This window comes from Methylobacterium sp. J-078 (genome assembly GCF_022829285.1).
Taxonomy (GTDB): domain Bacteria; phylum Pseudomonadota; class Alphaproteobacteria; order Rhizobiales; family Beijerinckiaceae; genus Methylobacterium.
This window is the reverse complement of the sequence record NZ_JAKSYI010000132.1, coordinates 251713-264743: the sequence shown is the minus strand read 5'-3', so window position 1 is coordinate 264743 and position 13031 is coordinate 251713. Positions and strand designations below refer to the sequence as shown.

Annotated in this window: 13 protein-coding genes; 10 read left to right on the top strand and 3 right to left on the bottom strand. The window is 69.9% G+C overall.

Annotated features, from left to right (window positions below):
- Window positions 1–116 precede the first annotated feature (116 nt).
- The 10 genes from nrdR to MKK58_RS23865 all read left to right on the top strand — a co-directional run bounded on the left by nrdR (window position 117) and on the right by MKK58_RS23865 (window position 9653).
- The gene (gene nrdR / locus MKK58_RS23910; RefSeq protein ID WP_243915455.1) at window positions 117–695 is read left to right on the top strand and encodes a transcriptional regulator NrdR; all 579 of its coding nucleotides are present in this window, start codon (window positions 117–119) and stop codon (window positions 693–695) included.
- A gap of 14 nt (window positions 696–709) precedes the next feature.
- Entirely contained in the window at window positions 710–1828 is a 1119-nt protein-coding gene (gene ribD / locus MKK58_RS23905) for a bifunctional diaminohydroxyphosphoribosylaminopyrimidine deaminase/5-amino-6-(5-phosphoribosylamino)uracil reductase RibD (protein ID WP_243915454.1), read from the top strand.
- Between the two features lies 1 nt (window position 1829).
- A complete protein-coding gene (locus tag MKK58_RS23900) occupies window positions 1830–2474 on the top strand; it encodes a riboflavin synthase (protein WP_243915453.1) in 645 nt (214 codons plus the stop codon).
- Window positions 2475–2674: 200 nt separating this feature from the next.
- Window positions 2675–3181: a 6,7-dimethyl-8-ribityllumazine synthase gene (gene ribH / locus MKK58_RS23895; protein ID WP_243915452.1), complete on the top strand. Its 507-nt coding sequence runs from the start codon at window positions 2675–2677 to the stop codon at window positions 3179–3181.
- 5 nt (window positions 3182–3186) lie between these two features.
- Complete coding sequence (nusB, locus tag MKK58_RS23890; protein ID WP_243915451.1) at window positions 3187–3696, top strand: transcription antitermination factor NusB; 510 nt, start codon at window positions 3187–3189, stop codon at window positions 3694–3696.
- A gap of 5 nt (window positions 3697–3701) precedes the next feature.
- A complete protein-coding gene (thiL, locus tag MKK58_RS23885; RefSeq protein ID WP_243915450.1) occupies window positions 3702–4730 on the top strand; it encodes a thiamine-phosphate kinase in 1029 nt (342 codons plus the stop codon).
- Window positions 4731–4819: 89 nt separating this feature from the next.
- Window positions 4820–5263, top strand: a complete 444-nt coding sequence (gene uraH / locus MKK58_RS23880; protein ID WP_279578528.1) for a hydroxyisourate hydrolase — start codon at window positions 4820–4822, stop codon at window positions 5261–5263.
- Between the two features lie 5 nt (window positions 5264–5268).
- The gene (gene uraD, locus MKK58_RS23875; RefSeq protein WP_243915449.1) at window positions 5269–5919 is read left to right on the top strand and encodes a 2-oxo-4-hydroxy-4-carboxy-5-ureidoimidazoline decarboxylase; all 651 of its coding nucleotides are present in this window, start codon (window positions 5269–5271) and stop codon (window positions 5917–5919) included.
- 631 nt (window positions 5920–6550) lie between these two features.
- On the top strand, window positions 6551–8698 hold the full coding sequence (locus tag MKK58_RS23870; RefSeq protein WP_243915448.1) for a sodium-translocating pyrophosphatase: 2148 nt from the start codon (window positions 6551–6553) through the stop codon (window positions 8696–8698).
- Between the two features lie 511 nt (window positions 8699–9209).
- Window positions 9210–9653: an NUDIX hydrolase gene (locus MKK58_RS23865; protein ID WP_243915447.1), complete on the top strand. Its 444-nt coding sequence runs from the start codon at window positions 9210–9212 to the stop codon at window positions 9651–9653.
- 131 nt (window positions 9654–9784) lie between these two features.
- Here the strand turns inward: MKK58_RS23865 and eutC are convergent, their stop codons facing one another.
- From eutC to MKK58_RS23850, 3 genes are all read right to left on the bottom strand, one after another.
- Complete coding sequence (eutC, locus tag MKK58_RS23860) at window positions 9785–10588, bottom strand: ethanolamine ammonia-lyase subunit EutC (protein ID WP_243915446.1); 804 nt, start codon at window positions 10586–10588, stop codon at window positions 9785–9787.
- On the bottom strand, window positions 10585–11982 hold the full coding sequence (locus MKK58_RS23855; RefSeq protein ID WP_243915445.1) for an ethanolamine ammonia-lyase subunit EutB: 1398 nt from the start codon (window positions 11980–11982) through the stop codon (window positions 10585–10587). Before MKK58_RS23855 ends, eutC begins: the two co-directional genes overlap by 4 nt.
- A gap of 123 nt (window positions 11983–12105) precedes the next feature.
- Window positions 12106–12966: a transglutaminase-like domain-containing protein gene (locus MKK58_RS23850; RefSeq protein WP_243915444.1), complete on the bottom strand. Its 861-nt coding sequence runs from the start codon at window positions 12964–12966 to the stop codon at window positions 12106–12108.
- Window positions 12967–13031 lie beyond the last annotated feature (65 nt).

Sequence of the window (13031 nt, the reverse complement as noted above, 5' to 3'; positions counted from 1 at the left end):
GCTGTTCTCCGGCGCTTGAACCGGCGCCCCGCACCATGCCATGCAGCGGCCGCGGACCCTCGGGTCCGCGGCCGCTCCCGTTCTGTCGATCTTCGGCTTACCCAGGTGTCCGTCCGATGCGGTGTCCCTATTGCGGCGGTCCCGACACCCAGGTGAAGGATTCGCGCCCGAGTGACGACGCGGCGGCGATCCGCCGGCGCCGGGTCTGTCCGGATTGCGGCGGTCGCTTCACCACCTTCGAGCGGGTGCAGTTGCGCGAACTCACGGTGCTCAAGCGCTCGGGCAAGCGCGTGCCCTTCGATCGCGACAAGCTCCAGCGCTCCATTGGCGTCGCCCTGCGCAAGCGCCCCGTCGACCCCGAGCGTGTCGAGCGCCTGGTGAGCGGCATCACCCGGCAGCTCGAGAGCAGCGGCGAGGCCGAGATCGGCAGCGAGGCCATCGGGGAACTCGTGATGGAGGGTCTCAAGGGTCTCGACGACGTCGCCTATGTGCGCTTCGCCTCGGTCTACAAGAATTTCCGTGAGGCCAGCGACTTCAAGGCGCTGCTCGGTACCCTCGCCCCCCCCGTTGCGCAGGAGTCGGCAGCCCCCAAACCGGAGTGCGATGCGCCCTCGGGCGAACTTCCGCCCCAGATCGAGCTTCCGCCGCACGTGACACCGCTCCGGGCCAAGCGCCAGACGCGGTCGTCCCCGTGAGCCGGCCCTCGAACATGCCCGTCAGCGCCGCCGATCTGCGTTTCATGCGCCTCGCCCTCGCCCTGGGGCATCGCAACCTCGGACGGACCTGGCCGAACCCCTCCGTGGGTGCCGTGGTGGTCGCGGGCGAGCCGGGGGTGGAACGCATCGTGGGGCAGGGCGTCACCGCGCCCGGCGGCCGACCGCACGCCGAGCCCATGGCCCTGGCGATGGCCGGTGCGGCGGCGCGCGGCGCGACCCTCTACGTCAGCCTGGAGCCGTGCTCGCATCATGGACGCACGCCCCCGTGCACGGACGCGATCATCGGAGCCGGAATCACCCGGGTCGTCACCGCCCTGACGGATCCCGATTCCCGGGTCGCCGGCCGGGGGCACGGGCTCCTGGCGGAGGCGGGCATCGCGGTGACCACCGGTCTCCTGTCGGAAGAGGCGGCGCGGGATCACCGTGGCCACGTCACCCGCGTGACCCTGGGACGGCCGAGCCTGCACCTCAAGCTCGCCCAGACCCGGGACGGTTTCGCCGGGGCGCCCAACGAGCGCCTGCGCATCACCGGGCCGATCGCGGACGGGGCCGTCCATCTCTGGCGCGCCCACGCCGACGCCATCCTGGTCGGCATCGGCACCGCTCGGGCCGACGATCCCGCCCTGACCGTGCGGCTGCCGGGCCTGTCCGACCGCTCGCCCCTGCGGGTGGTGCTCGATTCATCCCTGCGCATCCTGCCCTCGACCTACCTGGTGCGCAGCGCGCGGGACGTGCCGACGTTGATCGTCACCACCCGACGCGCGCCCATCCACGCCAAGCGGATGCTCGCCTCCTTCGGGGTCGAGGTGATCGCCGTCGATTCCGACCGGACCGGGCGGATCGACCTTGCCGAGGCCCTGCGGGCCCTGGCCGAGCGCGGCCTGACGCGGATCTGCTGCGAGGGCGGCCCCGGCCTCGCCGATGCCCTCGCGGGGGCCGACCTCGTCGACGTCTTCACGCTGATCACCGGCCCGAACGCCCTCGGCGGTGCCGGCGGCCTGCCGGCGATCGGACCAGCCCTTCAGGACCGCCTGGCCCATGGCCATCTCAGAGCGATCGAGACCCGGTCCCTCGGGCCCGACCAGGCCGTCACCTATGAGCGGAGCGTCTGAGATGTTCACCGGTCTCGTCACGGATGTCGGGGAAGTGGTGTCGGTCGAGGGCGATGACCGCCTGCGCCGCATCCGCATCCGCTCGCACTACGATCCGGCCTCGATCGCCCTCGGCGCCTCCATCGCCTGCTCGGGTCCCTGCCTCACCGCGGTGGCGGTGGAGCCTGTGGAGGGCGGCTGCATCTTCGCGATCGACGCCGCGGCCGAGACGCTCGCCCGCACCCATGTGGGGGAATGGCGGGAAGGCCGGCGCCTGAACCTGGAGCGCTCCCTCAAGATCGGCGACGAACTCGGCGGCCACCTCGTCACCGGCCACGTCGACGGTCTCGCCGAACTCGTCGCCCGCGATCCCGTCACGGGTGGCGCGGGCGATCCGCAATGGGCTCCCTCCGACCGCTTCACCCTCCGGGCTCCGGCGCAGCTCGCGCGCTTCATCGCCGAGAAGGGGTCCGTCTGCCTCGACGGCACCTCGCTCACCGTGAACACCGTGGACGACGACCTGTTCTCGGTGCTCCTCATCCCGCACACCCTCGCGGTCACCACCTGGGGCGAGCGCCGGGCCGGGGACCGGCTCAACCTCGAGGTCGATCTCATCGCCCGCTACGCCGCCCGCCTGTCCGAGAGCCGGCCTGTACGCGACGCATGATCGCGGCGCGGGGCGGGACCCCGCGATGCTCAGCCTCGCCTTGTCGCGACCGCGCCTTCGGTCTATCGCTCGCGCCTGCGATCGAAGGGATTCCCCCGCCGGTCGAGCCGCGCACGCCGGCACGCGCCGCTCCGTCGGGCTGCCGCCCGGGACAGACCGGCCGCGCGCCAAGCGTCGATCGCATCCGTGAAGGCCCCTCGATGGTATCGCACGCCTACGCTGTCCGCACCGCCCCCGCCAACGTCAAGGGCGCGCGCGTCCTCGTGGTGGAGGCCCGCTATTACGAGGATCTCTCCGATGAGCTCCTGGCCGGCGCCGAAGGCGCCCTGGCGGCGGCCGAGGCGGTGGCGACCGTGGTGACGGTGCCGGGTGCCCTGGAGATTCCTGCGGCCATCGCGATCCTGGTCGAGGCCGCCGCTCGCGCAGGACAGCCCTACGACGCCGTGGTGGCCCTGGGCTGCGTCATCCGCGGCGAGACCAGACATTACGACATCGTCGCGGGCGAGAGCGCGCGGGCCCTGATGGACCTGTCCGTCACCCTGCGTCTGCCGCTCGGCAACGGCATCCTGACGGTGGAGACCGAGGCCCAGGCCCAGGCCCGCGCCCGGGTCGCCGAACTGAACAAGGGCGGCGGTGCCGCCGAGGCCGCGCTCGCGGTGCTGTCGCTGAAGCGCGACGCATCGGCGGCGTCGGTCGGAGAGGATTGAACATCATGGCCAAGAATTCCGAGTCCAAGAATTCCGAGTCGAAGAGCTCCGAACGGAGCGGTGCTCGCCTCGCCGTGGTGCAGGCGCTCTACGACATGGAGATCTCGGGCAAGGGCGTGATCGAGGCGCTGGCCGAGTTCGAGACGTTCTGGATCGGTCGCGAGGTCGACGGCATCGCCCATCCGCAGGCCGAGATCGCCTTCTTCCGCGACCTCCTGCGCGGGGTCGTCGACGAGCAGCGCGCCATCGATCCGCAGCTCGACGGGGCGCTCGCGGCGGGCTGGCCCCTGAAGCGCATCGAGACGGTGCTGCGCGCCATCCTGCGTGCGGGTGCCTATGAACTGATGTACCGGCGCGACGTGCCGGCCCGCGTCGCCATCTCCGAATACGTCGACGTCGCGCACAGCTTCTACGACGGCGACGAGCCGGGACTGATCAACGGCGTCCTCGACAAAGTGGCGCGCGAGGTACGCGGCAATGAATTCGCCGGCTTGCCGGCCTCCGGGCGGGCCTGAGCCGCGTGGCCGAAGACCGGCCGGAGGCCGGCGGGCTCCGGCCCGACGAGGACGGCCTCATCGCCCGCTACTTCGCCCCCCTGGCCGGCCCCGGTGCGGACGGCCTGCGCGACGACGCCGCCACCCTGACCCCGAGCCCCGGCTGCGACCTCGTTCTCACCGCCGACGCCATCGTGGCCGGCGTGCATTACTTTCCCGACGACCCACCCGCATCGATCGCCCGCAAGGCCCTCGGCGTGAACGTCTCGGACCTCGCCGCGAAGGGTGCCAGTCCGCGGGGTTACCTGCTCACCCTGGCCCTGCCGGACGATTGGAGCGAAGACTGGCTCGCGGGCTTCGCGGCCGGGCTCGGCGCGGGGCTCGCCGCGTTCGGCGGCGCGCTGCTCGGCGGCGACACCGTGCGGGCGGCCGGACCCGCACTGATCGGCGTCACCGCCATCGGCGAGGTGCCGCGGGGCGCCATGGTCCGACGCCTGGGAGCCCGAATCGGCGACCGCCTCTGCGTCAGCGGTACCATCGGCGATGCCGCCCTCGGGCTGCATCTGCGGAAAGCGCCGCCGGCGGCCTGGGCGGAGGCCCTCGACGCCTCCGACCGTGCCGCCCTGATCGACCGCTACTGGCACCCGCGTCCGCGCATCGCCCTGGCGCCCGTCCTGCGCGCGCATGCGCGGGCCGCGATGGACGTCTCGGACGGACTCGCCGGGGATCTCGCCAAGATGCTCAAGGGTGGGCCGGACGAGCAGGGGCTCTCGGCCGACGTCGATCTTGCCGCGCTGCCCCTGTCCGAGGCGGCGGCCCGCGCCCTGGCGGCGGCCCCCGAGGTGCTGCCGACGATCGTCACCGGGGGCGACGACTACGAGATCCTCTGCGCGGTTGCGCCGGAGCGCCTGGACGCCCTGCTGGCGGAGGCCGAGGCGGTCGGCGTGCCCCTGACCTGCATTGGCACGGTCACGGCGGGGCAGGGGGTTTCGGTCTTCCGGCAGGCCTCGGGGCGGCCATTGTCCATCGGGACCGGATCGTTCAGCCATTTCTGACGATTGGCCCGGAGAACCCGGCATCGTTCCTGCTAGTTCGGTCGGTGCGGACCCGCGCGGATGCGGTGCCGCGACGGGGGAAGATGCGCATGAACGGCTTCGGATCATCGCGGCGTGCACTGCTCGCGGGCCTTATCGGAGCCGCCACGCTGCTGACGGCCCCAGCACGGGCCGAGGAGACCGGACGCCTGACGACCCACGTCCTCGACACCGCGAACGGCAAGCCGGCCGCCGGCATGGACATCGACTTCTATCGACGGGAGGGCGAGACCTACGCCCTCGTCGCCTCCACGAAGACCAACAAGGACGGGCGCACCGACAAACCCCTGATGACCGGCGAGGCCTTCAGGACCGGCAGCTACCAGATCGTCTTCCATGTCGCGGCGTATTACCGGAGCCTCGGCACGCCGCTGGCCGAGCCGGCCTTCCTCGACACGGTCCCGGTGCAGTTCTCCATCGCGGACGGCAAGGCCCACTACCACGTACCGCTGCTGACAACGCCCTGGAGCTACGCGACCTATCGCGGAAGCTGAGCACCATGCCGGGCCGCCCCATGCTCAAAGCCACGATCGTCGCGCTCGTGCTGACTACGGCAGCGACCATCGGCCCGGCACGCGCCGCGCCAGACGCGATCGCCCCGGCGCCCGTCGACCTAGCACCCGTCGACTTGGCACCCGTCGACTTGGCGAACGTCAACCGCATGGATCGGGACGCCTTCGTGGCCAATTTCGGCAGCGTCTTCGAACACTCGCCCTGGGTGGCATGGCGGGCCTGGGCGGCGCGTCCCTTCGCGAGCCGTGACGCGCTCCACGACGCCATGGTGGCGATGGTCCGCGAGGCCTCGCCGGCGGAGGTCCGCGCGCTGCTCAACGCCCATCCCGAGCTCGCCGGCCCGGAGGCGAGGGGCCGGCAGATGACCGACGCCTCCGTCTCCGAGCAGGGAAGCGCGGGCCTCGACCGCATGAGCCCGGCGGAGTTCGACCGCTTCGACCACCTCAACGCGGCCTATCGCGCGCGCTTCGGCTTCCCCTTCATCATCGCGGTGCGCGGGCGCGGACGCGCCGAGATCCTTCGGGAGTTCGAACGGCGTCTAGCCCATTCGCCGACAGCGGAGTTGGAAGCAGCTCTTGCCGAGATCGCGGCCATCACCCGGATGCGCCTGGAGCGCCGGGTCACCGCCGGGCCCTGATCCGCGTCCGGCCCCGACCGCACGCACGGATATGCGCCTGATCCGTCCGATACCGGGCACCGCGCCGCTGCGCCCGATCACGCGCCGATCGTCCGCGCGTCCGAAAAGTGCATTATTTCGCAACTTCCCTCATCTGGTTCACCAGAAGACCATCGGCTTGTTGGGAGACAATAATCCTCGAGAGTGTCGAATATCGCAGCAAATACTACTCTTATCATCACGTTCACAAATATTCACGACTGCGCCCGGGGACGTTCCCGCAGCGTGATGCTACGATATCCCGAGGGGTGACAAGGATCTCGTCCCGCTCACGAACCCGTATTGCGGCACCGAGCCGGCGCACGCGACCCTCCGCATCGACAGCCGACCACGCACCGATGCTGCAACGCACCAATATTCGCGGATGAAAAACCTAAGCAGCATTTGCAAGTGCCTCGGAAGTTTGGCACTCAGAGCAGGCGCGCACTGAAGCGAAACACCAATACTGGCGCGATGCGGGTTCCCGAGCGCGCGGCTCGAGCCTGCCATCGCCGCCCGGAACCCCGCACGGCCAGCAAGTCCAGGAAACGGCTGAGACGACCAAGAAGACGCCCAAGCCCCCAGCGGACATCATCCAATCAAGGACGGTCGCATGACAGCATTGGTGCTCATCATCCTGGGCGGGCTCTGCGCCGTCGCCTACGGCATCCTCACGATCAACGACGTTCTACGGCGCGATGCCGGCACCCCGCGCATGCAGGAAATTGCAGGCGCCATCGCGGAGGGCGCGCAGGCCTATCTCCGGCGCCAATACGCAACCATCGCGGTCGTCGGGCTCGTGCTGTTCGTGGCCCTGGCCTACTTCCTGGGTCTGAAGGTCGGCATCGGCTTCCTCATCGGCGCGGTGCTGTCGGGGGCGGCCGGCTTCATCGGCATGAACGTCTCGGTGCGCGCCAACGTCCGCACCGCCCAGGCCGCCTCGACCTCCCTCGGCGCCGGCCTCGACGTGGCGTTCAAGTCCGGCGCCGTCACCGGCATGTTCGTGGCCGGCCTCGCGCTCCTCGGAGTGGCGCTCTACTACGCCTATCTCACGCGCATCGCCGGCCTGTCTCCGGCCAGCCGCGACGTCATCGACGCGCTGGTGGCGCTGGGCTTCGGCGCCTCGCTGATCTCGATCTTCGCCCGCCTCGGCGGCGGCATCTTCACCAAGGGCGCCGATGTCGGCGGCGACCTCGTCGGCAAGGTCGAGGCCGGGATTCCGGAGGACGACCCGCGCAACCCCGCCACCATCGCGGACAACGTCGGCGACAATGTCGGTGATTGCGCCGGCATGGCGGCCGACCTGTTCGAGACCTACGCGGTGACGGTCGTCGCCACCATGGTGCTGGCGGCAATCTTCTTTTCCGGGCAGACCGATGTCGGCGGGCGCAACGTGCTCGAGGCAATGCTGCTCTATCCGCTGGCCATCGGCTCGGCCTGCATCCTCACCTCGATCGCCGGCACCTACGCGGTCCGGCTCGGGGCTAACCAGTCGATCATGGGCGCGCTCTACAAGGGGCTGATCACGGCCGGCCTCCTCTCGGTTCTGGCCATCGCGGGGGTGAACTACGCCCTGTTCGGCGGCCTCGGCACGGCCTTCACCACCAACGCGGGCGTCACCTTCACCTCGGCGGCTCTCCTCGGCTGCGCGGTGATCGGCCTCGTCATCACGGCGCTGATCGTCGTCATCACCGAGTACTACACCGGCACCAACTTCCGGCCCGTGAAGTCCATCGCGGACGCCTCGGTGACGGGCCACGGCACCAACGTGATCCAGGGCCTGGCGATCTCGCTCGAATCCACAGCGCTCCCCGCCCTCGTCATCGTGGCGGGCATCATCAGCACCTACTCCCTGGCCGGCCTGTTCGGCATCGCCATCGCGGTCTCGGCGATGCTGGCGCTCGCCGGCTTCATCGTGGCGCTCGATGCCTTCGGTCCCGTCACCGACAATGCGGGCGGCATCGCCGAGATGGCCGGCCTGCCGCCGGACGTGCGCAAGTCCACGGACGCCCTCGACGCGGTCGGCAACACCACCAAGGCGGTGACCAAGGGCTATGCCATCGGCTCGGCGGGCCTCGGCGCCCTGGTGCTGTTCGCCGCCTACACCTCCGACCTGAACTACTTCATCGCCAATGCCAGCCCGACGCAGTACCGTTTCTTCCAGGGGGTGAGCGTCGATTTCTCGCTCTCGAACCCCTACGTCGTCGTCGGTCTGCTGCTGGGCGGACTGATTCCGTTCCTGTTCAGCGGCATGGCGATGACGGCGGTGGGCCGCGCGGCGGGCGCCGTGGTGGAGGAGGTCCGCCGGCAGTTCCGCGAGAAGCCGGGCATCATGGCCGGCACCGACCGGCCGGATTACGGCCGCGCCGTCGACATGCTGACCCGGGCGGCGATCAAGGAGATGATCGTGCCGTCGCTGCTGCCGGTGCTGTCGCCGATCGTGCTGTTCTTCGTGATCCAGCCCATCGCCGGCAAGAGCCAGGCCTTCGCCACGGTGGGGGCGATGCTGCTGGGCGTGATCCTCACCGGCCTCTACGTCGCCGTCTCGATGACCTCGGGCGGCGGCGCCTGGGACAACGCCAAGAAGTACATCGAGGACGGCCACCACGGCGGCAAGGGCTCGGACGCGCACAAGGCGGCCGTGACGGGCGACACCGTCGGCGACCCCTACAAGGACACGGCCGGCCCCGCCGTGAACCCGGCGATCAAGATCACCAACATCATCGCCCTGCTCCTGCTCGCGGTGCTGGCCCATAGCTGATGGATAGCCGACCCAAGGGTCCACGTTCGGTCCTTAAAGGTCCGTGCGTTGTCAGCCTGGAGCAAGCGTGGCGTCCGAGCGATGGCCGCCACGCGGGTCTGCGATCGTCTCCTGGATCGCACGTCGAGCCTCACATGCCTGACGCGTGATGACGGCCGATGCCGAGGGGTCCTGGCCGTGGCCGTTGAACCGGACAACGGACAGGATCGCGATACGCTGCCGACGCCGGATGAGGGGACACCGCTCCGGCCGAGAACCCGGCCCCCGTCGGCGGCAGCGGCACCTCGCCGAGATCGTCGACGATCGGGAGCTTCACCGCGGCCCGGTCGCGCTGTGGTCTCCAGGTTTTTAGGGTATCGGTCCCTGCCGCCCGGCATCGCCACTCGGCTGCAGATGAGGATCAGGAATGACCGGTGATAAGCGCTGGACGATCCATCGATCGGCCCACGCCTTCCGTGATCGGTGGATCAGCGTCAGAGCCGACGATTGCTCCACGCCCGCCGGGGTCGCGGTGGCGCCGTACTACGTTCTCGAATTTCCCGACTTCGTGCATGTCTTCGCGACGGATGAGGCCGATCGCGTCGTCCTGGTCCGGCAGTACCGCCATGGAATTCAGGATCTCAGCCTCGAGCTTCCCGGAGGCGTGATGGACCCTCAGGACACCGACGCCGTCGCAGTCGGCGCCCGCGAACTCCGCGAGGAAACCGGGTTCCACGGGGGGACCCTCGCCCACGTGACCACGCTCAGCATCGACCCGGCGCGCTACGCCAATCGCCTGCACCTCATCCGCGCCACGGGTGTGGTCGCCGGCGCGTCCGATCCGGAGCCGACCGAGGACATCGAAGTCGTGCTCGTATCGCGTCAGAAAGCCAAGCGCCTGGCTCTGTCCGGGGCGATCGCCAACGCAGCCCACGTTGCCTTGATGCTGATGGTCCTGTCCGGGCCGCAGGACTGACGCAGCGCAGACGGAATAGACGGTCTTCGGCATCGGGAAAGGGTCGGCGCATCCGCGTCGGACGGCACCATGGGCATGCGCTCAGGTCCGCGCCCGTCGCCCGATCACTCACGCGTTCACCCCGCCACAGCCTAAGATCCGGGTGAGGCGCCTCCCACGAGGGGAACCGGCTTCGCGCCGCCTTCGAGCGCGGTGCCGCTTCCGTCCTTCAGGTTCACACCCGAAATGCCGAGGGCGAAGGCCTGGGTCAGGAGCCAGTCGAGCTTGAAGGCTGCGATCTCCGCCGAGAGGCCTGCCGGGCGGATGTTCGAGATGCAGTTGCGCTCGGCATCCGAGCGCCCGATGCGCGGATCGAGGGTGAGATAGGCCCCGAGGCTGTCCGGGGAGGACAGTCCGGGCCGCTCACCGATCAGCACGACCACGGCGCGGGCCTTCAGCGCGGCGCCGATGCCGTCGCCCAGGGCAACCCGGCCCTGAACCGCCACGATCACCGGGGCCAGGCGCCAGCCGGCCCGTGCGACGTAAGGCTTGAAGGCCGCGAGGAAGCCGGCCGCGCCCTCGTGCACCGCGCGGGCGGAGAGGCCGTCCGCCACCACCAGGGCGAGATCCACGGCCTCGCCGGCGCGGGCGGACAGGGCCTCGCGCGACGCGTCGCTCAGCGCGCGTCCGAGGTCGGGCCGGCGCAGGTAGGTCGCCCGGTCGGGCGCCGACGAGGCGACGGTGAAGGTTTCGAAGCCGAGCGACGCGATGCCGGCGCAGACCGCCTCCGCATCGAGGGCGGTGTGGACCGCGTCGCGGGCCTGGGCATGGGCGAGGCCGAAGCGCAGGACTTCCCGCGTCGGCAGACCGGCGCCCGCCCGACCGAGGCCGATGCGGGCGGGCGTGAGCCGCGCGAGGCGCGCCCAGGGATCGTCCGTCGTGCGATCGCCGCTCATGCCGCCACGTCCCGGTCGGCGAGGCCGGGGGCCGCGGCGATGAGGCGGGCGCTCGGCCCCTCCGGCACCAGGGTGCCGTCCGCGTCGGTCAGCCCGATCCGTTCCAGCCAGGCCTCGAATTCCGGGGCGCGCTTCAGGCCGAGCACCTCGCGCAGGTAGAGCGAGTCGTGGAACGAGGTGGACTGGTAGTTCAGCATCACGTCGTCGGCCCCCGGCACGCCCATGATGAAGTTGCAGCCCGCCGCCCCCAGCAGGGTGAGCAGGGTGTCCATGTCGTTCTGGTCGGCTTCGGCATGGTTGGTGTAGCAAACGTCGCAACCCAGCGGCACGCCCATGAGCTTGCCGCAGAAATGGTCCTCCAGGCCGGCCCGGATGATCTCCTTGCCGTCGTAGAGGTATTCCGGCCCGATGAAGCCCACCACCGTGTTGACGAGGAGGGGCCGGAACGGCCGCGCCACCGCATAGGCCCGCGCCTCCAGGGTCTGCTGGTCGATGCCGTGGTGCTGGCCGGCCGAGAGGGCCGAGCCCTGTCCGGTCTCGAAATACATGCAGTTGTCGCCCACCGTGCCGCGCTTGAGGGCGAGCGCCGCCTCGTGCGCCTCCTTCAGGATGGGCAGGGTGACGCCGAAGCTGGCATTGGCCCCTTGCGTGCCGGCGATCGACTGAAACACCAGGTCGACCGGAAGGCCCCGGTTCATCGCCTCGAGCGTCGTGGTGACATGGGTGAGGATGCAGCCCTGCGTCGGGATCTCGAGGCGCTGGATCAGGTCGTCGATGAGGTGGAGGAGGGCGCTCAGGGCCGAGACGGAATCGGAGGCCGGGTTCAGGCCGATGACCGCGTCCCCGCAGCCGTAGGACAGGCCGTCGATGATCGAGGCCGTGATGCCGGCGGCATCGTCCGTCGGGTGGTTGGGCTGCAGCCGCACGGCGAGGCGCCCCGGCAGGCCGATGGTGCTGCGAAAGCGCGTCACCACCCGGCACTTGCGCGCCACCAGGATGAGATCCTGATTGCGCATGATCTTGCAGACAGCCGCCGCGATCTCGGGCGTGATGCCCGGGGCGATCCGGGCGAGCGTATCCGACGACGCGGTGAGCAGGAATTCACGAAAATCGCCGACGGTGAGGTGCGCGATCGCCGCGAAGGCCCCCGCATCGTGGGTGTCGAGGATGAGGCGGGTGACGTCGTCGTCCTCGTAGGCGATCAGCGGCCGCGCCAGGATCTCGCTGAGCGGAACCTCGGCGAGACACCAGCGAGCCGCCATCTCCTCTTCGGCGGATTCGGCCGCGATGCCGGCGAGCCGGTCGCCGGAGCGCACCGGCGTGGCCTTGGCCATCAGGGTCGCGAGATCGGCGAAGACATGGGTGCGAGGGCCGACGACGTGACGATAGGCCATGACTCGACGCGCTCCTGCGTTGCCGCTCGGTATCCGGTAGCCCGCCCGGGGGAAGGCGCCGCGATCCGGGATCACAGGATGCAGGGATCCGGTGATCCTGTCTCGCCTGAGAGGACGTTCGGACTACATGGCGCCCGCGTGCGGGGCCGGCTCCTCGGTGGAGATCGCGTCGACCGTACGCTGGGGCGGGCTGCCCCGACCGTCCGAACGGGCAATGCGGATCTGTTGGTTCACCGGCTGCATGTTGCCCCAGGGGGTCGAGAAGGCGATCTCGGCGGCGTCGCGGCCGACACCGATGCGCACGAGTCCATCGAGGTCGGCCTGGCGCGTGGCGTCGAACAGCCACCAGCGTCCGTCGAGATAGGCCTCGAAGACCGCATGAAAGTCGCTCGGCACGAGGCCGTGGGCATAGCAGCTGACGAAGCGGGCCGGGATGCCGAGTGCCCGGCAGAAGGCGGTGCCGATATGGGCGAAGTCACGGCAGACGCCGGCCCGCTTGAGGAGGCTCTCGTCGGCGGTCGTCTCGCCGTCGCTGGTCCCCGGCTGGTAGGTGAGGTGGTCGTGAATCCAGTTGCAGATCGCGTTGACCCGCTGATGGCCCTTCGGCAGGGCGCCGAACTCGGCCAGCGCGAAGGGCGTCAGACGATCGGAGGAGACGAAGCGGCTCGGCAGCAGGAAGGGCAGGATGTCGAGGGGCAGTTGCGCGATCGGAGTCTCGTTGATCGTCGCCGGGTCGGCCCGGTGCACGGTGAGCTCGACCTCGGCATTGTACTCCAGCGAGAACTGTCCGACCGGCACGTTGACGCCGAGGTAACGGTTCAGGAGATCGGGCGTGACGTAGATGTCGCGCTTGAGGTTGGGGTTCAGCGTCAAGGTCTCGCTGATGATCTGCAGGCTCCGAAGCCGCGCGACTTCGACGTTGAAGATGAAGGTCGTGTCCGAGAGGATGTTGTAAGAGAGGCTGCAACCGAGCGTGTAGCGCATGGGGGTTCCTTCCATCATGCCGCGGGAGCCTGCAAGGATTACGCCCCCGCCGAACGGAAAGATCC